Below are 20,122 nucleotides of genomic sequence, written 5' to 3' on the forward strand. Positions count from 1 at the left end.
TTATTAACGCTTTTGGCGGTGTCCGCCGGAAACCTTTACTGGTGTACTGAACGCAGCTCATCGGAAATGAAGAACTTCTGGGGAGATTGTTCGCCTTGAGCACCGAGACCAGAACTGATCTGATCGACACCATTGCGCTCCGCAACGACGCGCGCGCACCGACCGCCGAATCCGCCGCGGATTCACGGCACTATGACGACTACTTCCGTATCGACCGTACAGAGGACCCTGCCGCCTGGTGGGCGGGTGCCCAGCGCGTGGTCAGGCTGGTGGTGGACGACCTGTCCGCCGCCGGCCTCGACGAGGACCTCCAGGCAGACCTCCTCGCCGGGGTCAGCAGGCTGCTGCTGGCCAGCACTTCAGTCCCGGCACACAGCGGGACCACGACGCCGAACCGGGTGCCACCACACGGCGAGAACGACGTGGCGGCCCTGCGCTGGAAACTGGGCCACCACCTGTTCCACCACGTGCTGTCGCTGATGAACTCCCACGCGGACGGCATCGCGTCCGCGCTGGACGAGCCGGATTGGGTCACCGTCCGGCTGCTGGTGGCGGAACTGACCGTGCTTTATGACGCGGCCACGGCCACCATGCACTACGCGTCGACCTTCCCCGTCTCTGCTTACGAGGAGACCATCCGCCCGTCCATGGAGCCGCCGTGGATGCCGCCGGGCTTCTCCGGAGTGTTCAACCGGGAACACGAGACCTTGCTGGACAGCCTCACCGGCTTGAAACCCCGGCTGCGCGGCCGGACTGCGGAACGGTCGCTGCCCGCGGACGTCGCGACGACTTCCCGCGCACTGTGGAAAGCGCAATCACGAAACCGCAGAGAGCACAAACTGATTTGCGAGAAATTCGTACCCGGCGGCGGGTCGCTGCTGCAACAACATTTCGACGAAACGAAGAAGGGATGATCTGCGTGCCCATTACCGTGATCGAACACTGGCACCTCAAGCAGGAATTCGCGGACAAGGCATTCGAAGTGATGCAGGAGATGGACGACCTGCTGGAGGACAACGCGCACGACAGCCCGGGCTGGGCTGGCCACGCGCGGTTCTTCAAACTCGGCTCCGAGCCCACACGCGTCATGATGATCTACGCGTGGGAGACACACGCGGAGCACAAACGGCTGCTGGAGTCCGAAACCCCGTTGCTGAGCGAGTTCATGTCCCGTTACTGCACCCGGGAGCGCGAGGTCGAGTACGCCGAAGAGTTGCCGGTCGATGTCTGACGGCACCGGCGGCACTGGAGGTTCCTTCGGCGACTGGGCGCCCGAGGAGCTCCGCGACGCGGGGATCGCCCTGCTCGACCGGCTGGCGGCACACTTCAGCTCCCTCGACACCCAGCGCGTCCGCCCCGAGGACCTGTCCGAGGAGCGGATCGCGGCGCCGTTCCGTGGTCCCTTGCCCGAGCGGAGCACGGCGTTCGGCGAACTGCTCGACCGCACCTGGCGTGACGTGGTTCCCGGCCTGACACAGTGGAATCACCCTGGGCACCACGCCTATTTCAGCAACAGCTCCTCGGCTCCGGCGATGCTGGGCGAGCTGTTCACGGCCGCCTTCAACGTCAACGTCATGGTGTGGGAGTCCGCGCCCGCGGCGGCTGCGGTCGAACGGCAGACCTTGGACTGGCTCGCGGACCTGTGCGGCCTGGACTGGCCCGAAGCCGATTCGGTGCTCGTCGACGGCGCCTCGCTGGCCACCTGCTACGCCCTGTGCGCGGCCAGGCAACGCCTGGGCGGCCACAACTGGCGCGAGGAGGGGGCTTCGGGCGCTCCTCGGTTGCGGGTCTACTGCACGGACCAGACGCACAGTTCCGTTGCCAAGGCCGCGATCGCGCTCGGGATCGGTACGCGCAACGTCGTGCAGTTGCGCGTCGACGACGGCATCCTCTCCCCTGCCAGGCTCCGCAGGGCCATTGCCGAGGACCGCTCCCACGGGTTCGTCCCCCTCGCGGTGGTGGCGAACCTCGGCACGACCAACGTGGCCGCGATCGACCCGGTCGAGGAGATCGCCGAAGTGTGCGGGGAGGAGCGCGTTTGGCTCCACGTCGACGCCGCCTACGGTGGGTTCTGGCGGATCGTGCCACAGATCGCCGAGGTTCTCCCGACCCTTGCCCGCGCGGACTCGGTGGTGGCCAACCCGCACAAGGTGCTGTTCTGCCCGATGGAGGCGTCCGCGCTGTTCGTCCGACACCCGGGCGCACTGCGCGAGACGTTCTCGCTCGTACCGGAGTACCTGCGGACCACCACCGGTGATGACCGGCTCGACCATATGAACTACTCGCTGCAGCTCGGCCGGCAGTTCCGTGCGCTGAAAGTGTGGTGGGTGCTGCAGTCCTTCGGCCGGGAGGGGCTGCGGAGCCGGCTGGAGCACTCGGTGCGACTGGCGGAGTCGCTCACCGCGAGAATCGACGAGCACCCGCACTGGCGACCGGCCCGCCGGTCGGTACTGCCGCTGGTGACGATGGTCTACGACGATCCCGCGCTGGGCGCCGAAGGTGGCGACCGCCTGGCGGCGGAGGTACACCGGCTGATCAACGCGGAAGGCGGCAGCGCGGTCTCCCACACGCGGTACCAGGACCGCTACGCGCTGCGCGTCTCCATCGGCAACATCCACACCGCGCACCGGCACATCGAGTCGCTGTGGGACTCGATTCGGCGCGCGGAGAAGACCGTGTTGGAAGGAGTTGAGCATGGAGATCACGACCTCGCCCGCACCCGCCCTTGACATCGCCGGCTACCACCGGCGAGCCGCACGGGCCGGTGTCGTCGGACGGTGGTCCTCGGCCAACGAGAACCTGCCGTGGCGGCCCGAACCCCAGTCCGCGCCGCAACATTGGGCCTACTCCGAGCTGCGCGCGCTCGCGCTCGAAGCCACCGGCTTCGTCCGGGGCGAGAATGGCGCACTACGCGTACTGACGCTGCTCAACGCGGGCCACCCAGAACTGGAGGCCGCGGCCGGGCACCTGTACTCGGGCCTGCAAGCGCTCGTACCGGGAGAGGACATGCACAGTCACCGGCACTCGCCGACCGCGCTGAGGTTCGTGCACGAGAGCGAAGGCGGCTGGACCGCGGTGGACGGTGAGCGGATGCCCGTCGGGCCAGGGGATGTCGTGCTGACCCCGGCCATGAAGTGGCACGAGCACGGCAATGACGGCCCGGATCCGGTCATCTGGCAGGACTGCACGGACGATCCCCTCGTGACAGCGCTCGCGGCGAGCCACTTCGAGCTGTTCCCGGAACGCAGCCATCTCGGCCCGCCTGACCTCGAGGATCCGGCGCCGGTCCTGCCCTCGGTCACCGGGCACGAAGCGGGCGTCCTGGTGTACCGGTGGCAGGACACCCTCGTGGCACTGGCGGAGCCGAGTGCGTCCGGCGGCGGCTGGACCGAACTGCGGCTGGGCGGACCGGACGGCACGGCCGACCTCAGCCCCACCGTGGCCGGTCGCTTCCTCGCGGTGGCGCCGGGACAGAGCACCCCAGCCCGGCGGCACACCGGCGCCGCGGTCCTGATCGTGGCCACGGGCACGGTCACCGTGTTCGTGGGTGAAACAGCGTTCCAGGCCGGTCGGGGAGACACCGTCGCCGTGCCGTCGTGGGCGCGGTGGTCGATCGAGAACGTGAGCGCGAAGGGAGAGCAGGCCGTGGTCTTCGCCTACGACGAGTCACCGCTACTGCGCGGCGCCGGGCTTTACCGCGCCGAACACGAGGAGGAAACCCGATGACGAAGATCGCGATCCTGCTCGCTTCCGCCGGCGCGCTGCCGCTGGCGGACGGATCGAGCCAGCCGTGCGGGTTCTGGGCCGAAGAGCTCGTCGGGCCGTGGCGGTTGTTCGCCGACCGCGGCGAGGTCGTGGTGACCACCCCCGACGGCGACGCGGCGCCGGTCGAGGAAGCGAGCCTCGTGCCGGAGTCCGCGTCGTTGAGCCGCGAGGAATGCGACCGGATGGTGGCGTTCCTCGACGAGCACGCAGGTGAGCTGAAGACACCGGAAGCCGCCGACCGGCTGGACATGTCTACTGTGGATGGAGTGTATGTGCCCGGGGGATACGCCCCGATGGCGCAGCTGCACAACCATCGCGCCGTCACCACTCTGCTCGGCGAAGCACGCCAGGCCGGAACCCCAATAGCCACCGTGTGCCACGGCGCCGCGGCACTGCTGTCCCTCTACGAGCCAGCGAGCGGACCGTGGCCGTTCACCGGCCAGGAACTGACCTGTTTCTCCGACGCGGAGGAGGACACCGTCGGCATGGCTGGAAAGTTGTCCTGGACGCTGGAGCGCGCGCTCGTCGGCGCGGGCGCCGAGTACCGGTGCGCTGCCCCATGGGCTGAGCACGTCCTGGAACACCCCGGCCTGATCACTGGCCAGAATCCGGCATCGAGCACCGGAGTCGCTCGCGCGCTACTCAGACAGCTCTGCTGAACGAGCCACGGCTTGCCGGCCCGTCATGCCGGCAAGCCGTGCGCCCTCCGATAACGCCCGAAGGTGCGGCACGATCGGCACGGATGGAGACTCCGGCGTCCGAATCTCACCTGCGGCGGCCACCACAATTCGGGCTCCGCAAGAAGTTGTCCTCGCCCATCCGCCGATATTCCGAATGATCCCGTGATCTGATTCCTCGTGCGCAACCGGGAAGACGCGACCACTTTCCGGTCGGTGTGATGCTGCGTCACAAGAGTAGCCGGCCTCGTCGGCGGCTTCGGACCTCCATGCCGACCCCACGGGATCAAAGATGTCAGAAGATCTGGTTAGGCTCGAACCGCCGGAGCAGAGCACACGCACCTATCTCACCGAGATCGTCATACCGATCTACAACGAGGAAAAGGTACTGGCTACCAGTATCCGCCGCCTGAACAACTATCTGTCAAAGAACTTTCCTTATCCATTCCTCATCACGATCGCGGACAACGGAAGCACCGACGACAGTTGGAAGCTGGCCACCGAACTGTCCGGCGAACTGGCGCATGTGCGTGCCGTGCGGCTCGAGGCCAAGGGACGAGGCAGGGCGCTGCGGCATGTGTGGAGCACCAGCGAGGCAGAGGTCGTCTGTTATATGGATGTCGACCTGTCGATCGATCTGGACGCATTCCTGCCACTGGTGGCGCCCGTACTGTCCGGGCACAGCGATCTGGCCATAGGAACGCGTTACGCCACCGGGTCCACCGTGGCCAGAACGCTGAAGAGGGCAGTTCTCTCGAGAAGCTACAACTTCCTGCTGCGCACCACGATGGGTGCGCGGTTCTCCGACGCCCAATGTGGATTCAAGGCAGGCCGCAGAGACGTCGTCCAGGCACTACTACCGGCGGTTGATGACAACAAGTGGTTCTTCGACACCGAACTGCTGTTGGTGGCCCAGCGCCACGGACTGCGAATCCACGAGGTGCCAGTGGACTGTCTGGACGATCCAGATACCTCTGTCGATCTGTTCCGAACAGCGTATGACGACCTACTCGGGATGGCTCGCGTAGCCCGTCGCGTGGTATCCGACGCCCTTCGGGTTCCGTTACCGCCCAGCGCTCGACGCGCGACACTTCCGGACGGCATCGCCAGACAGTTGCCGAGGTTCGCGATCATCGGCGTACTCAGCACGGTCGCGTACCTGGTGCTGTTCCTTCTACTCCGCACGGTGATGCCCACGCTGGGCGCCAATGCCGTGGCGCTGGTCAGCACCGCGATCCTGAACACCGCAGCGAACCGGCGCTTCACTTTCGGAGTCCGCGGGGCCGCCGACGCGATCCGGCACCAACTCGAAGGTGGCATCGACTTCGCCATCCGGCTAGCACTGAGTAGCGCCAGCGTTCTGGTGTTGAACGTATCCTGGCCGGACGCCTCGCCGACAATCGAACTGATCGTTGTCTATGCGGTTGTCGCGCTGTCCACAGTGCTCAGGTTTCTCCTACTACGGAACTGGGTTTTCCACCCGAGGAGATTACGGGAAGGGTCACGGTGAACAAGCTTCTGATCATCAACGCCGACGACTACGGCTTGACGGATGCGGTGGCCCAAGGGATTTTGCGGGCGCATCGGGACGGTGCCGTCACCAGCACGTCGGTACTCGCGGTGGGACCGGCGGTTCGGCGTACGGCCGCCTGGCTGGCCGACGAACCCGAACTCGGCACGGGTGCGCACCTGGCACTGGTCGGCGAAGATCCACCCGTTCTGACCAGTCGTGAAATCCCGACACTGGTCACCGACGACGGCCGATTCCCGCTGACCTGGCGAGCCTTTCTCGCCCGCGCCGTGGCAGGCCGTGTCGACCCGGACGACATGGAGCGTGAGTTCGAAGCCCAACTGGAGAAGCTGACCGACGAGTGCGGGCTCCAGCTGACCCATCTGGACACTCATCAGCATCTCCACCTGTGGCCCTCGGTGGCACGCGTCGTCCTCGCCCTGGCCCTTCGGTGGAACATCGGCGCCGTCCGGTTGCCCACCAGCCACGCCCACGGCCCAAAGGGTGCGGGAATTCGCCTGTTGAGCAGGCGCCTGCGGGCTCGCATCCGGGCAGCGGGCCTGGCCGCCCCCGAGGACTACGGCGGGCTCGACGAGGCCGGCGACCTCACACTTCCCCGTTTCGTGAGGACCCTGGAACAGCTGGCTGGCTCCGCCGCCGCCAGCATAGAGATCAACTGTCATCCTGGCGAGGCAGGCGACTCAGCCCGCGCGCGGTACGCCTGGAACTACAGCTGGGGCGGCGAACTGGCCGCGCTGACGAGCCCGGAACTGGCTGACACCATCGGCAGGCACGGTTTCCGTACCGGTAGCTACGCGGATCTTTCGGTGTCCTGACGGAGACATGGGAACCATGCGGGGTGGCTGCGCATGCGGGAAGATGCAGACGGGCATCCGTTGACGGGACGATCTGTGTCATGCCCGATCTACTGAACAGTGCGGACGTCCTGTTGGCCGACGCCGCGCGGCGGCATGCCGCGAACGCGCGGCTGCGCGAGGCCGGTCCGGTCCATCTCATCGCCCTGCAGTCCGGCGAGAAGGGCTGGTTGGTGACCGGTCACGACGCCGCCCGAGCAGCGCTCAACGACGTCAGATTGCAGGGCAGGACGGCGACGGTCGGCAACGGCCGAAACATGCCCGATGAGCTACGGCGCGCGATGAACAGCCACATGCTCAACGTCGGGCCACCCGATCACACTCGCCTTCGGCGGCTGGTCTCGGCCGCGTTCACCCGCCGCAGGATGGAACAGATGCGTCCGCGGATCCAGCGGTTCACCGATGACCTGCTCGATGCGACGGGCACCGCGGACAGCGCGGACCTGATCGCGGCACTCGCGCTGCCGTTGCCGCTGCAGGTGCTGACCGACTTGTTCGGGATTCCCGAGGAGGACAGCAGCGCCTTCCACGGCTGGACCAACACCCTCACCTCGGGTGCGCTCGCGCTCGACCAGCTCAATGCGGCGGCCGGGCAGATGATCGACTATGTGCGACTCCTGCTCGACCAGAAGCGACGCGCTCCGCAACCCGACCTGCTCTCCGCCCTGGTCGCCGTGCGCGACGGCGAGGACCGCCTGAACGAGGACGAACTGACCTCGATGGTCTTCCTGCTGCTCACCGCAGGCCACGAGACCACGGTCAATCTCATCGGCAACGGCATCCTCACCCTGCTGGCGAATCCGATCGAACTGCGTCGTCTGCGGGCCGATCCGGGCCTGCTGCCCGGTGCCGTGGAGGAGACGCTCCGGTACGAGAGCCCCGTACAGGTGGCGCTGCGGTTCAGCACCGAGCCGGTGGAACTAGCCGGTGTCCTGATCCCGGCCGGGTCAACGGTGCTGGTCTCCTTGCTCGCCGCGAACCGCGATCCGGGGAGGTTCCCGGACCCAGATCAGGTACGCCTGAACCGGGCGGACAATGCCCAACTGGCTTTCGGATACGGCTACCACCACTGCATCGGAGCTCCACTGGCCCGGCTCGAAGGTGTGATCGCCATCGGCTCACTCCTCGCCCGGTTCCCCCGGCTCCGGCTCGCCAGGCCGCCGGAGACATTGCGATGGCGCAACAGCATGATCATGCACGGACTGTCCGAACTCCCGGTTCACCTTCGCTGACGGATGCGGCCGGGGCCACGGTGTTCACCGTGGCCCCGGCCGCTGTGACAGACCGCCAGGCTCCGTGCCGAGGAACGTCAGACGGGCCTGGCCTCGATGATCGACAGACCTCTGGTTGGGATGATCCGTACCAACTCGAAGCCTGTCTCCGCGAACAACTTCTCGTGCTGCACGCGGCTACGGCTTCCACCGCCGCGCATGGTCAGCAGCAACAGGTCGTACAACTTTCCCCAGTCGAACTCGTCGCCCGGCTCAGCCACCGGTTCGATCACCAGTAACCGTCCCTGCGCACCGATCGCCGTACGCACCGCCCGCAACAACGCGATCGCGCCTTCGTCATCGAGGTCGTACAGCGCTCGTTTGACCACGTATGCGTCTCCACCCGCCGGAACGGTCGAAGTGAAGTCACCACCGACCACGGAGCACCGGTCCGCGATGCCCCGATCAGCCAGCACCGGGCCGGCCGCGGCGATCACGTGCGGCTGATCGAACAGCACCCCGCGCACACTGGGAAACTCCGTCAGCACAGCGCTCAGGAATGCACCGTTACCGCCACCTACGTCAACGATGGTGGCGAAGCCGCCCCACTCGTACGCCGGCAGGAGTGCCTTTACCTCCCTGCCGGTCACGGCCTTCTGCGAGGCATCGAAACGCGCGGAGTCCGCGGGGTTGTTCGCCATATGGCTCCAGTAGTCCGTCCCATGAGCGCGATCGAACGCCGCCTCCCCGGTGCGCAGGCTGTGTTCGAACATGGCCCATGCCTGAATATCCGCTGCCAGCAACGGATACGCGGCCCGCAACGATCGTGGGTGGCCGGTGCACAGTGGCTTCCCGAGCGAGGTCAGTGCGAACACCTCCGGCTCTACTTCGGAAAACACGCCCCGACAGGCCAGTGCCCGCAACAGCCGCAACAACGACGGCGGATGTGTACTCGTCAGCTCCGCCAGGTCCGCCACGGAACGCGGGCCCTCCTCCAGAAAGTCGGCGACCCCGATCTCGCACGCCGCACGTAGCGCGAACGGGACGACGTAGTCCGCCATCTCGGTCAGCCGCACTACCGACTGCACATCCGAACCCGCATTCACAACAGCCACCACAACTCCCAACTACTAGCGGCACGACAGCGAAGGCCGACCGAGCACGGCGCCGCGGCACAACGGCCACCGCATCGTGATCGGCCGGCATGACACACCTACGGTCGGTCCTCGAACGTCCGTGGCGGAATCAGGCGCCGTCGCGAGGGCTGTTCTGGTACGCGGCCAGGTGCCACTCGCCGTCGTGCTTGACGACGAGCCAGGAGGCGCGGATGGCCTGTGCGGCCGACACCTCGGTCTCCCCCGGCCCGAGCACGCCGCCCTGAGTGATCAACAGGGCGCACTCGGAGTCGAAGAACCTCAGGTCGATCGGCTGCCCCGTCACCTGCGTGCCCTTGTACTGCTGGGCGAATGCCTCCGCCATATAGGAACGGATCTCGTCGCGGCCCTTCCGGTACACACCGGGCAGGATGATGCTCCCGTCCTCGGTGAAGACTCCGGCGAAGGCGTCGGCGTCGTGGGCGGCCCAGGCCTGGACGATGCGGGACGGTAGGTCCGCGACCGCCGCCTTGTCGGCGTCGGTGGGACCCGCGTTGGCAACTGTCGTCATGTCTTCTCCTGCTCGTCATTGAGGTCGGCACATCTCTGCCGCGACCCGTGCGATTCAACGATTCCAGCCGCCCCGCACGCAGGCGTCTCCTCGAGTGCGATCAGCGAGGGTCGTACGGAGGACGTCATCGAGGCCGGTGCGCGCGCACCATCAGTGAGACACCCGGCAGCGATGTGACCGGCAGATAGCGTTCGGCGGCGACTATCGCCGAGAGCCCAGCATTCACCAGCGGGTGCAGTTCCTGCAGATCGCTACCGCTCGACGTACGGCGGCGCCAAGCTACGACGGGCCGCAGTAACACGTTCCAGCTCCAGAGCCGGTCGATAACCAGACCAGCCTGCTCAACGGCGGTGGAGAGACCGTTTCGATCGTAGCGGCGTACATGCCCGACGGCCTCGTCGTGCGCGGACCACAACGCCGAGTCACATGGCACCGTGATCAGTGCCGCGCCGCCGGGCCGCAGCACCCGGGCGATCTCGCAGGCGGCCCGGTGATCGTCCTCGATGTGCTCGAGCACATCGAATGCCGTGACCACGCCGAAAGCAGCTGATTCCAGCGGCAGCTCGCAGGCATCGGCGAGCATCGCCTCGACGCCGCGCTCTCTGGCGATGGACACCGCGACCTCCGAGGTGTCGGTCGCCAGTGCCCGCCAACCGTGCTCGAGGAGCACCTTGGTGTTGCCACCACCGGCGGCGCCGATGTCCAGCGCCCTGGCACCCCGCGCCGGCTGCGGCAGTCGCCGGAGTTCCCGTGCCAGTACGGCCCTGCGCTCGCGGTACCACCAGTGCCGGTCCTCGAGTTCGGTGAGGCGCCGGATCTCGCCACTCTGCATCGGCAGGCCCTTTCAGTCTCGCCCGCGCCGGAAGACCCAGCGGTCAAGTCCGATGAATCTCAGCACGGTCATCAGTAGGTCGGCGGCGAGCAGCACCACCACCTCGGTGGTTCTTCCGGCACCAGGAGCGAGTTCGAGCACCACGACAACGGTTCCGGTGGTGACGACGTAGTGGGCGGCGAAGAGCATCGCCGCCCTGAGGTGCATGCCGATCCGGGGAACACGGGCCCTGGTGAACGTCCAAGCGCGGTTCGCTTCCGTATTGAAGAGGGCCGAAACCAACAGGGCACCGAAATTGGCCAGAGCAGGCGAGGTCAGGTCCCGCAGCGCGAGATAGACAAGTACGTAAAGCACCCCGGACAGCGCCCCGACCAGACCGAACAGCAGGAACTTCAGTAGCGTGACCGCACGCGGCTGACGGATTTCCCGGCTCGACGCGATCACCGGGCGCGGCGCGGGTTTGGGCACGACGGCATCAGCTCGCCCGGTGGTGATCGCGTACAGAACCCGCGTGAGCTTTGCCAGCTCCTGCCGGCGGGTCGCCGCCGCCCGCGGTGCGCCTTCCACAGGGTCCGCGAGCGGCAGCCGATGTACGATCAGTCCGTTGTGCTCTGCCAGTAACAGTAGTTCGGTATCGAAGAAGCAGCCGTCGTCCGCGACATTGCCGAGAAGCGGGACGACCGCATCCCGTCGCGCGGCCGTCATCCGGGTACGCGAACGACCGGAGTCGACCCCGAACACGAAACGGATCAGGCGCTGGTATGTCCGGGAAACCCGGTCGGCTCCGTCCACGTCCCGCGTCATCGGTCTCCGTGTCGGCACGCTGCCCGAGACGAGGTCACAACGACCTTCCCGCAATGGCCGGATCAGCGGCAACAACGCGTCGATCCACACAACCGGATCGCCGTCGAGGAAGGCGACGATCTCGGCCTCGCTCTCCCGCCACACTGTGCGCAGCGCGGCACCGTGCCCTCGAACCCGGAGTTTCCTCACCCGCACGGCCGGAAGTTCGTATGCCAGCGCCGCTGCCCACTGTTCCGCGCCTTCGACGTCGCCGCTGTCGAGAACAGTGATGCGCCAAGGCGCCGACAGGGATCGAGCCAGACGGAGGTGCAGGCCGCGCACTCTCGACTCGAGAACGCGCCGGTCGGCACACAACGGGATGACGATCTCCACACCGACCGTGGCCGCTGTCGCCGTTGCGACCGGTGTGGCCGCAACGGCGTCGAAGATGCCGTCCCCGCGACTCACCACGACGGGCCGGTGTCCCGGATCTTGGTCCACGACCTGTCCTCTCGCACTCGGCGTTCGCGGGTTCATCGTGGTCTCGGCGGCGCGTAGTACGCATCTCTCTGGCTGCTGTCACCAAGCGGCCGTACACGCAGCCGGGAAGTAGCGCATAGCCACGCGTCGCCGAGAGGATGAGAACCGATTGGCGAAGCGGCGATGCCGATCTCGCCAGGCAACGGGAGAAGGGCTGGTTCGATGTCCGGAGAAGCCAGATCAAGCCGCACAGGAACCGTCTCGTGGCCTGCCGACGTCGTCAGACGCTACGTCGAGGACGGGTACTGGACCGGTGAACCGATTGGCGCGCGTCTGCTTGCGACCGCTGCCGAGGTTCCGGACAAGGTCGCGCTTGTGGACGGCGAGCTTCGCCTGACCTACCGCGAGCTGATGGAGCGGGTAGATGGTGCGGCCCTCCGGTTGCACGCACTCGGACTCCGCCCGGACGACCGCATCGTGGTCCAGCTGCCGAACCGCTGGGAGTTCGTCGTCCTTACCCTGGCGTGCTTCCGGCTCGGCGTACTGCCGGTCATGGCGCTGCCCGCACACCGCAAGCACGAGATCGGTCATCTCGTCGAACAGGCCGAAGCCAAAGCTCTCGCCGTCCCGGCTCATACGGGGGACTTCGATCACCAGGCGATGGCGGAAGGTGTCGCGGCGGAGTCCGGCTTCGTCCAGCACGTCCTCGTCGCCGGTACGGCGGCCAGGGCAGGCAGTGTCCCGCTGGGGGAACTGTGCATGCCCGCCTCGGTGCCGGTGGAAGCACGCACCGAACTCGACCGGCTCGCCCCGGAGAGCCGATCTGTCGCCCTGTTCCTGCTGTCAGGAGGGACAACGGGGCTACCGAAGCTGATCGCCCGCACGCACGACGACTACGCCTACGGGGCCACGTGCTCCGCGGCGGTATGCGGCTTCGGTCCAGAGACGGTCTACCTGGCGCTGCTGCCGATGAGCCACAACTTCACCCTGGCAGGTCCCGGAGTACTGGGAACGTTGCTGACAGGCGGACGGGTGGTGATCGGCTCCTCCCCAGCGGCAGTACCCGCGTTCGAGCTGATCGAGCGCGAGCGGGTGACGGTCACGTCGGTGGTTCCGGCGATCGTGCAACGGTGGCTGGACCAGCACGATTCGCTGCGGAAGCACGGCATCGACTCGCTCGGTCTCCTGCAGGTCGGTGGCGCGCGCCTGGCCGACCATATCGCCCAACGTGTCGACCCGGTCCTAGGTTGCCGGCTCCAGCAGGGATACGGCATGGCCGAGGGACTGATCTGCTTCACCCGCCCGCACGACGACGAAGCCGTCACCTGTCACACCCAGGGCAGGCCGATCAGTGAGGGCGACGAGGTCCTGGTGGTCGACGAGAACGACGAGCCGGTGGCTCCCGGCCAACCCGGAGCACTACTCACCCGCGGCCCCTACACAGTTCGCGGGTACTACCGGGCCCCGGAGCACAATGCCCTCGCGTTCACCGTCGACGGCTGGTATCGGACCGGCGACGTCGTCCGGCAACTGACAAACGGAAATTTGATCATCGAAGGCAGAGACAAGGACATGATCAACCGCGGCGGCGAGAAGATCTCCGCCGAGGAGGTCGAGAACTTCGCCTATCAGGTCGATGGCATCCTTCAGGCCGCCGCGGTGGCGATGCCGGATCCCGAACTCGGCGAACGTGTCTGTCTCTACATCGTGCCGCGCGCGGGAGAACAGATCGATCTGGGGGACGTTCTCGCGGTGCTGGAGCAGGCCGGGGTCGCCCGCTTCAAACATCCGGATCGGCTCGTCCTCGTCGACGCCCTGCCGGTGACGAACATCGGCAAAATCGACAAAAAAGCCCTGCGCGAGGACATCACCGCACGAATGGCCGCCTGAGCCCCGCCCCGGAAGGGCCGCGAATCGTCCATCTTCGAACAGCGGTGCACGAGTGGTGGTGGCCGCACCCGGATACGAGGTGCGGCCACCAGACTCTGTCCAATGCGGACAGCGACCCGTGGCTACGCCGCGGCCCGCACAGTGCGCTGACGCGCAGCACGAGCTCGCATCCCACTCAGTGTCTCTCCGGTCGCGAGGGTGATCGCGATCGGCGGATCGAGCCGGGTGACCTTGCGCAGCTGTACCGCGACGCGGGTGACCCGGCCGGCCACCACCGGCACCGGCCTGCGTGACCTGCCGGCGTAGATCTCGCCGGGCTCGGCATCTGGCGAGGCGCCCTGGGCGGTGGCGATGACCGTCCAGTCCCCAGCGGGAATGTTGTTCATCGTCACCTCGGCGGTTCCCCCACTGGGTGCCGAGGTGAAGGTGACCGGACCGCGTTGCGGAATGCTGTTGCCGAAGACTCCGACGAACACCGGAGCCAGGTCCGCATTGTCCGGCAGGTGCAGGGTACCGGAGATCGAGCCGCCCATGGCCGCTCGTACGCCGCCATTCGCCACGCGGAGCCGATCCAGGTCCATTATGGATGGAACACGGTGGAAATCTGTCGCTACCGCGACGAGCAGGTCGTTGACCTCGGGGTCACGGTACTGGGTCGGCGTCAGCCCGACCGCCTGGGTGAATCTCGTGGTGAACGTACCGACGCTGCTGTAGCCGACACTGCACACGATGTCCGACACCGTCAGCGAGGTGGTCAACAACAAGCGTTTGGCCTCGAAAAGCCTTATGGAAGTCAGATAACGGCCAGGGGTCACCCCCGTATCCCTGGTGAATATCCGCGAGAAGTGAAACGGGCTCACGAACACTTCCGCGGCGATCTCCTGGAGCGTGAGCGGATCATAATACCGCTCACGCATCGACAATATTGCTTTCTCGACAACCGTTTGCATCAGCGCTCCTTGTCCACTGCGAGCACAGCAGCTAGGGACCTCGACCGGAAGGGCATCGTCCCGCGAAACCTGAGTCCCCCAGGTGTAGAAGCTGCCCTACTCTTATTCAATCCGGCAGACATATAGCTGCAACGGAGATTGGCTTGAGATTACAAAAGATGTCTAATACACCCACAAGGACCAATAACCGAGTTACAAACATCCCGAGAAAAGATTTCGCGGATCACGTTCCTTTTTCGGGTCTACCCGAATGCCAACCTGGTGGTTGCCGCGGCCACAGGCGGGTTGTCCGACACCGCCTGCGGCCGCGGCCGGCTTTCGCCACCATTTCTGGCGGGTGCGGGACCGCGAATCACAGCATGCCGCGCCCGGATACCACACGTCATCTTCGGCTGTGCCGACCAGTATTCAGTTCCGCCGCTCCGCGAAACTGAGCAGTCTCGAAGAAGGCCGCCGTACGCGCGGTCCCTTACCTTCGGCACGGTGAGCCAGTCGCATTTCATTCAGCGTGTCACCGTCGTCGGCGCCGGCCTAGTCGGCACATCCATCGCACTCAGACTCCGGCGGCACGGAATCGACGTCCGGCTGTGCGATCCGGACGCCGGGGCGATACTCCAGGCGCAGCGCAAAGGTGCGGGCACCCAACTGACCCCCGATGACCTTCCCGCCGACGTGGTGGTGATCGCGAGTCCGCCTTCGACGGTGGCCAAGGTTCTCCTCGATGCCGTCGCACGAGGGCTCGGCTCCGTGTACACCGACGTCGCCAGCACCAAGAGCCGGATCGCCTCCGACGTCGTCCTCGCCGAACCCGAACTCGACTCCTACGTTCCCGGGCATCCTGTCGTGGGTGCTGACCTGGCGCTGTCCGTCGCGGCCGACCCTGACCTGTTCGCGGGACGGCCTTGGCACCTCTGTCCGCTTCCCCGGACTTCGCGGCGGGCCATCGACTCGGTGATCTCGATGATCGAACTGTGCGACGGCAGGTACCGCCTGCTCGCGCCGGACGTCCATGACCGCCATATGGCCGCTGTCTCCCATGCGCCGCGACTGATCGCAGCGGCGGTCGCCGCCAGGTTCGCCGACGCCGACGAGAACACACTCCCGGTCCGCGGCTCGAGGTTCCACGACACGCTGTCGGTCGCGACCGCCGCGCCGGCCCTGTGGAGTGACACGGTGGAACAGAACGCGAACCACGTCGCCGACGAACTGGACCTGATCACCAGCGAGCTGACCAGGGTCGCGAAGGGGCTGCGGAACAGGGGCGGTGCGAGCGTGCCGGAACCGGCGCGCCTGTTCGGGCAGGGCAAACGCGGCCACAACAAGGTGGTCGAACACTTTCGGAGGACGTCTTCGCGAGGAGACGGCGTTCCTGGCCCCGAGGAAGAGTGGTTCTGGACCTGGTGAGGCACGTCGTGCCTGGGCCACTCGCCATGAGTGCACCAGAAAGAACTGAAAAAAATGGTATGCAGTCGTCGCGCGGACGTCGAGATCCGCCACTGTGTTTCGACACCGAACTGAAAGGCGCCGGAGGTGGCGCCACGACCGCGAGGAGCACCATGAAGTACCTGCTACTCATCTACAGCAATCCCGCACGCTGGGAACACCCGATGTTTCTGCACCAGCACGAAACACTTCCCGCTGAGGAGCGAGACGCGCGGATGAACGAGTTCACCGCGCTGTTCACCGAAATCACCGAGTCGGGTGAGTTCATCGACTCGGCCCCACTGGCGGACCCGATCAACAGCAAGACCGTACGGGTGAGGGACAAGGGCCTCGCGATCACCGACGGCCCTTTCGTGGACGCCAAGGAACACCTGGCCGGATACTTCGTGATCGACTGCGAGACCCCCGAACGAGCTACCGAGATCGCCTCGCGGTTCCCCGACGCCCGCGACTGTGCGGTGGAGGTACGGCCGATCATGGAGATCGCGGGTATGGAGATGTGACGTGTCGAGGGTCTGCCGCACCGGATATGGCGGCAGACCCTCGATCAGCACTCACGATTCCGGCTGATCAGCGGAACGGGACCGAGTGCTTTGTCGTGTTGTCCGCTCTGCCCCTGCGTCCAGACGGCCTGAGCAGCGCGACCGCGACGGCCAGTCCAATGACCGCGAGGACGACACAGGCCACGAATCCCGCCCGGAAGCCCTCGGTCATGGCGGTGGCGGGTTCAGGGCCGATCGAACTCGAAGCGATGACGCTGGAGACCACCGCGACGCCGAAAGCCCCGCCGATCTGCAGTGCGGCATTGCTGAACCCCGACGCGAGGCCGGAATCTCGCTCGTGCACCCCGGCGAGTGCCGCCGCCAAAGCCGCCACCGAACCTGCTCCGAGGCCGGTGCCGAAGAGCAGAAGACCGAAGAAGACCTCCCCGATGTAGTCGCCTCCGACAGAAACCTGGCTCAGCATCAGACTGCCCGTTCCCATCAGGATCACGCTGACCACGGCGACCGGCCGATAGCCCAGCCGGGTGACCACGGCCTGTCCCGCATACGCGCCGACGAACGCCATGAAGGGCATCACTGCCTGCTTGACCCCGAACTCGAGCGGCGAATAGCCAAGCACCAACTGGGCATACTGCGAGATGGTCACCGAAAGGCCGAACGCCAGCATGCCCATGGTGACCATGACCAGGTTTCCGCCAACCAGCGCGCGCAGGTGAAAGATCCGCGGTGGCACCAGCGGTGCGGTTGAGCGCCGCTCCACCACCAGGAAGAGCGCGAACAATGCGGCGGCACCAGCGAACAGGCTCAGGGTTCGCAGGCTCAGCCAGCCGCTCGCCGGCGCCTCCACGACCGCGTACACGACCAGAATGAGTGCCAGCGTGCTCGTGACCGCGCCCGCGACATCGAAGGTACGTCGCTGTTTCAGGTCCCGGCTCTCCTGCAGCAGCGCCGGGCTCAGCACCAGCATGACCAGAGCCACGGGAACGTTGACGAAAAAGATCCACTCCCAGCCGAGGCCGTCGGTAAGCGCTCCGCCGATGAGCAGGCCGGCGGTAGCACCGATTCCGGCGATTCCTGCCCAGCCCGCGAGCGCCTTGTTACGCTCCGCGCCCTCGGCGAAGGTCGCGGTCAGGATGGACAGCGCCGTCGGCGCCATCAGAGCAGCCGAAACTCCGTGGAGCGCGCGCGCCGCGATCATCACCTCCGCGTTCCAGGCCAGGCCGGACAACAACGAGACGATCAGGAACAACGCGGTGCCGAGCATGAACATTCGACGCCGACCGAGCAGGTCCGCCGCACGTCCGCCGAGCAGGAGCAGGCCGCCGAAGGTGAGCAGGTTGGCACTCAGCACCCACTGTGCCCCGCCGGGCGACATACCCAGATCCCTGGTGATCGACGGCAGCCCCAGGATGACGATCTGCGAGTCCAGGATCACCATGAAGTTCGCCGTGCAGAGCAGGATCAGCGCCTTCCAGCGGCGTGGATCGGGAACCCTCAGGTCCATCCTGCTGGACGGAAGTTGAGCGAGGTCCATCTAAACCTCCTTCATCGGGGCGCGATCACCTAACGGTTTCCGAGAGTGACCGGCAGTGTCCGATGGCCGTTCATGATGAACGTTCCCTGCGGCTCCAGATCCGCGGCGGGAACGGCCAGCTCAAGGCCGGGAAACCGATCGAACAGGGCGGGAAGCGCGATCGCCGCCTCCAGCCGTGCCAGCGGCGCACCAAGGCAGTAGTGCACACCGTGGCCGAAGGAGAGGTGCGTCTTGTCCGCCCGAGTGGCGTCGAAGCGCCCCGCGCTCTCACCGTGTACCTCGGGATCACGGCCGACCGCGGCGAAACCGATGAGTACCGGGTCGCCCTTCGCGATCGTCACGCCACCGAGTTCGACGTCCTCCGTCGCGAACCGGAACGGCAGCTGCGCGACCGGGGACTCCACCCGGAGGGTCTCCTCGATCACGTCCTCCCAGGAGATCTGTCCTGTCGTGACGAGCTCGCGTTGCTCGGGATGGGTGAGCAAGGCGAGAACAGCCTGGCTCAGCACGTTCATCAACGTCTCGGATCCGGCGCCGAGCATCAGATGCAGTGTCCCGACCATCTCTTCGTCGGTCAGTCTCGATCCGTCCGCTTCCATGGCGGCGATCAACAGACTGGTGAGGTCGTCGCCCGGCGTGCTGCGCTTGGTCTCGACGAGGTCCTGCATGGCCCCGTGCCACTGCTCCACGTTCGCCGCTGCCTCTTCCGGGGTGATCGTCGTGCTGACGTTCACCTCGCCCCCGCGCAGCGCATCGGCGCGCGAGGCCTCGGGCACGCCGAACAGGTCGCATACGACTCTGGCAGGCAACGGATACGCGAATCTGGCCTTGAGGTCGACCGGCGCACCCGCCGGTGTGGCGGCGAGATCGTCCAGCAGCTCACCGGTGATCTTCTCGATGAGCGGGCGAGTGGCCTCGATCCTGCGGGCGGTGAATCCCCGCGAGATCAGCTTGCGCAGCCGAGCGTGATCGGCGCCGTCGTGCGTCGTCATGTTGTCCATGACCACCCACGTGATCATCGGCCAGTCCGGCGGGATCTCCCCGTTGGCGAACGCGGGCCAGTGCTTGTTCGGGTCCTTGGCGAAACGACTGTCGGACAGCACCTGCTTGGCCTGGTCGTAACCGGACACCGACCAGGCCAGCACCCCACCGGGGAGCTCGACCTGGGAAACCGGCCCCTGCGCGCGAATTCGCGCACCTTCCGCGTGGATATCCCTACCGGTTCGATCGAGAACGACAGGGCAACGGCTTTCCATCTGATGCCTCCAAGATTTGCGAATAGACCGACGCGGGGTGGATACATCGTGGCAGCCGCGACTGGTTACGGATTGCATTCCGCTGCCACCAGGTGCCGTTCAGTCCAACATCGATATCCACCGTAGCGATCCAGATCGAAACCGCTGTCTTCAAAACTGCTTCATCGACCACGGCGATCTTTATCGCATCCCCCGGCGGCAGTACGGTGAGATTCCGGAGACACGTCGGCGATCAAGACTTATGTCCTATGAGGAGTGTTGTATGGATCCGTTTCGGATCGAGATCCCCCAGCAGGACCTCGACGACCTACACCACAAACTCGCCAACACCCGCTGGCCCACCGAACACCCCGACACCACCTGGAACCGCGGCGTACCACAGCACTACCTCAAAGAACTCACCGAATACTGGCACACCACCTACAACTGGCGCACCGCCGAAGCACACCTCAACACCTACCCCCAATACACCACCACCATCGACGGCACCAACATCCACTACCTCCACATCCGCTCACCCGAACCCCACGCCCTCCCACTCCTCATCACCCACGGCTGGCCCGGCTCCTTCACCGAATTCCTCACCATCATCGAACCCCTCACCAACCCCAGAAAACACAACGCCAACCCCCACGACGCCTTCCACCTCGTCATCCCCACCATCCCCGGATTCGGCTTCTCCGGCCCCACCCCCGACACCGGCTGGACCATCCCCCTAGTCGCCCAAACCTGGACCACCCTCATGCCC

Annotated in this window: 19 protein-coding genes; 12 read left to right on the forward strand and 7 right to left on the reverse strand. The window is 66.1% G+C overall.

The genetic code is table 11. The features are described 5' to 3' along the window. Positions 1-95 precede the first annotated feature (95 nt). The 8 genes from D0C15_RS13750 to D0C15_RS13785 all read left to right on the forward strand — a co-directional run bounded on the left by D0C15_RS13750 (position 96) and on the right by D0C15_RS13785 (position 8,059). Positions 96-914 carry a hypothetical protein gene (locus D0C15_RS13750; RefSeq protein ID WP_116044941.1) on the forward strand — a complete coding sequence of 273 codons (819 nt, stop codon included), beginning with the start codon at positions 96-98 and terminating at the stop codon, positions 912-914. Continuing rightward, a complete protein-coding gene (locus D0C15_RS13755; protein WP_116044944.1) occupies positions 911-1,231 on the forward strand; it encodes a hypothetical protein in 321 nt (106 codons plus the stop codon). Before D0C15_RS13750 ends, D0C15_RS13755 begins: the two co-directional genes overlap by 4 nt. Next, positions 1,224-2,729, forward strand: coding sequence for a pyridoxal phosphate-dependent decarboxylase family protein (locus D0C15_RS13760; RefSeq protein ID WP_116044946.1), 1,506 nt, complete (start codon positions 1,224-1,226; stop codon positions 2,727-2,729). The genes D0C15_RS13755 and D0C15_RS13760 overlap by 8 nt, the downstream gene beginning before the upstream one ends. Next, the gene (locus tag D0C15_RS13765; protein ID WP_116044949.1) at positions 2,695-3,726 is read left to right on the forward strand and encodes a cupin domain-containing protein; all 1,032 of its coding nucleotides are present in this window, start codon (positions 2,695-2,697) and stop codon (positions 3,724-3,726) included. Before D0C15_RS13760 ends, D0C15_RS13765 begins: the two co-directional genes overlap by 35 nt. Beyond that, complete coding sequence (locus tag D0C15_RS13770; RefSeq protein ID WP_116044952.1) at positions 3,723-4,424, forward strand: type 1 glutamine amidotransferase domain-containing protein; 702 nt, start codon at positions 3,723-3,725, stop codon at positions 4,422-4,424. The genes D0C15_RS13765 and D0C15_RS13770 overlap by 4 nt, the downstream gene beginning before the upstream one ends. Before the next feature lie 310 nt (positions 4,425-4,734). Next, positions 4,735-5,952: a glycosyltransferase gene (locus tag D0C15_RS13775; protein WP_116044954.1), complete on the forward strand. Its 1,218-nt coding sequence runs from the start codon at positions 4,735-4,737 to the stop codon at positions 5,950-5,952. Beyond that, positions 5,949-6,788 carry a ChbG/HpnK family deacetylase gene (locus D0C15_RS13780; RefSeq protein WP_211323190.1) on the forward strand — a complete coding sequence of 280 codons (840 nt, stop codon included), beginning with the start codon at positions 5,949-5,951 and terminating at the stop codon, positions 6,786-6,788. Before D0C15_RS13775 ends, D0C15_RS13780 begins: the two co-directional genes overlap by 4 nt. Before the next feature lie 80 nt (positions 6,789-6,868). Further along, positions 6,869-8,059: a cytochrome P450 family protein gene (locus D0C15_RS13785; RefSeq protein WP_116044961.1), complete on the forward strand. Its 1,191-nt coding sequence runs from the start codon at positions 6,869-6,871 to the stop codon at positions 8,057-8,059. Between the two features lie 77 nt (positions 8,060-8,136). On the opposite strand, the gene D0C15_RS13790 is transcribed toward D0C15_RS13785, so the two are convergent. The 4 genes from D0C15_RS13790 to D0C15_RS13805 all read right to left on the reverse strand — a co-directional run bounded on the left by D0C15_RS13790 (position 8,137) and on the right by D0C15_RS13805 (position 11,819). Continuing rightward, positions 8,137-9,153, reverse strand: coding sequence for a methyltransferase (locus D0C15_RS13790; RefSeq protein ID WP_245975763.1), 1,017 nt, complete (start codon positions 9,151-9,153; stop codon positions 8,137-8,139). 130 nt (positions 9,154-9,283) lie between these two features. After that, positions 9,284-9,703 carry an SgcJ/EcaC family oxidoreductase gene (locus tag D0C15_RS13795; RefSeq protein WP_116044963.1) on the reverse strand — a complete coding sequence of 140 codons (420 nt, stop codon included), beginning with the start codon at positions 9,701-9,703 and terminating at the stop codon, positions 9,284-9,286. A 124-nt stretch (positions 9,704-9,827) separates the two neighbouring features. Further along, on the reverse strand, positions 9,828-10,535 hold the full coding sequence (locus D0C15_RS13800) for a class I SAM-dependent methyltransferase (protein WP_116044966.1): 708 nt from the start codon (positions 10,533-10,535) through the stop codon (positions 9,828-9,830). 12 nt (positions 10,536-10,547) lie between these two features. Continuing rightward, positions 10,548-11,819: a glycosyltransferase gene (locus D0C15_RS13805; RefSeq protein WP_162830071.1), complete on the reverse strand. Its 1,272-nt coding sequence runs from the start codon at positions 11,817-11,819 to the stop codon at positions 10,548-10,550. Positions 11,820-12,020: 201 nt separating this feature from the next. Here D0C15_RS13805 and D0C15_RS13810 point away from each other — a divergent pair, with 201 nt between their 5' ends. Next, positions 12,021-13,688 carry a (2,3-dihydroxybenzoyl)adenylate synthase gene (locus D0C15_RS13810; protein WP_116044971.1) on the forward strand — a complete coding sequence of 556 codons (1,668 nt, stop codon included), beginning with the start codon at positions 12,021-12,023 and terminating at the stop codon, positions 13,686-13,688. Between the two features lie 122 nt (positions 13,689-13,810). On the opposite strand, the gene D0C15_RS13815 is transcribed toward D0C15_RS13810, so the two are convergent. Continuing rightward, complete coding sequence (locus tag D0C15_RS13815; protein WP_116044973.1) at positions 13,811-14,638, reverse strand: helix-turn-helix transcriptional regulator; 828 nt, start codon at positions 14,636-14,638, stop codon at positions 13,811-13,813. 483 nt (positions 14,639-15,121) lie between these two features. On the opposite strand from D0C15_RS13815, the gene D0C15_RS13820 reads away from it, so the two are divergent. Further along, positions 15,122-16,042 carry a prephenate dehydrogenase gene (locus D0C15_RS13820; RefSeq protein WP_162830072.1) on the forward strand — a complete coding sequence of 307 codons (921 nt, stop codon included), beginning with the start codon at positions 15,122-15,124 and terminating at the stop codon, positions 16,040-16,042. 152 nt (positions 16,043-16,194) lie between these two features. After that, complete coding sequence (locus D0C15_RS13825; protein WP_116045031.1) at positions 16,195-16,584, forward strand: YciI family protein; 390 nt, start codon at positions 16,195-16,197, stop codon at positions 16,582-16,584. Between the two features lie 67 nt (positions 16,585-16,651). Here the strand turns inward: D0C15_RS13825 and D0C15_RS13830 are convergent, their stop codons facing one another. Both D0C15_RS13830 and D0C15_RS13835 read right to left on the reverse strand, forming a co-directional pair. Then, entirely contained in the window at positions 16,652-18,118 is a 1,467-nt protein-coding gene (locus tag D0C15_RS13830) for an MFS transporter (protein WP_245975765.1), read from the reverse strand. A gap of 29 nt (positions 18,119-18,147) precedes the next feature. Further along, a complete protein-coding gene (locus D0C15_RS13835) occupies positions 18,148-19,374 on the reverse strand; it encodes a cytochrome P450 family protein (RefSeq protein WP_116044978.1) in 1,227 nt (408 codons plus the stop codon). 262 nt (positions 19,375-19,636) lie between these two features. Between D0C15_RS13835 and D0C15_RS13840 the strand changes: the two genes are divergently transcribed. Further along, positions 19,637-20,122: epoxide hydrolase family protein (locus D0C15_RS13840; protein ID WP_170161339.1), on the forward strand; the 486-nt coding region annotated here is incomplete at its 3' end.

It is taken from the genome of Amycolatopsis palatopharyngis, from assembly GCF_003385185.1.
Classification (GTDB): Bacteria; Actinomycetota; Actinomycetes; order Mycobacteriales; family Pseudonocardiaceae; genus Amycolatopsis; species Amycolatopsis palatopharyngis.

Coding starts and splice junctions, on each gene's coding strand:
- D0C15_RS13755 (WP_116044944.1), top strand. CDS start 911: ATGATCTGCGTGCCCATTACCGTGATCGAACACTGGCACCTCAAGCAG.
- D0C15_RS13760 (WP_116044946.1), top strand. CDS start 1,224: ATGTCTGACGGCACCGGCGGCACTGGAGGTTCCTTCGGCGACTGGGCG.
- D0C15_RS13765 (WP_116044949.1), top strand. CDS start 2,695: ATGGAGATCACGACCTCGCCCGCACCCGCCCTTGACATCGCCGGCTAC.
- D0C15_RS13770 (WP_116044952.1), top strand. CDS start 3,723: ATGACGAAGATCGCGATCCTGCTCGCTTCCGCCGGCGCGCTGCCGCTG.
- D0C15_RS13775 (WP_116044954.1), top strand. CDS start 4,735: ATGTCAGAAGATCTGGTTAGGCTCGAACCGCCGGAGCAGAGCACACGC.
- D0C15_RS13785 (WP_116044961.1), top strand. CDS start 6,869: ATGCCCGATCTACTGAACAGTGCGGACGTCCTGTTGGCCGACGCCGCG.
- D0C15_RS13795 (WP_116044963.1), bottom strand. CDS start 9,703: ATGACGACAGTTGCCAACGCGGGTCCCACCGACGCCGACAAGGCGGCG.
- D0C15_RS13800 (WP_116044966.1), bottom strand. CDS start 10,535: ATGCAGAGTGGCGAGATCCGGCGCCTCACCGAACTCGAGGACCGGCAC.
- D0C15_RS13810 (WP_116044971.1), top strand. CDS start 12,021: ATGTCCGGAGAAGCCAGATCAAGCCGCACAGGAACCGTCTCGTGGCCT.
- D0C15_RS13815 (WP_116044973.1), bottom strand. CDS start 14,638: ATGCAAACGGTTGTCGAGAAAGCAATATTGTCGATGCGTGAGCGGTAT.
- D0C15_RS13825 (WP_116045031.1), top strand. CDS start 16,195: ATGAAGTACCTGCTACTCATCTACAGCAATCCCGCACGCTGGGAACAC.
- D0C15_RS13830 (WP_245975765.1), bottom strand. CDS start 18,118: ATGGACCTCGCTCAACTTCCGTCCAGCAGGATGGACCTGAGGGTTCCC.
- D0C15_RS13835 (WP_116044978.1), bottom strand. CDS start 19,374: ATGGAAAGCCGTTGCCCTGTCGTTCTCGATCGAACCGGTAGGGATATC.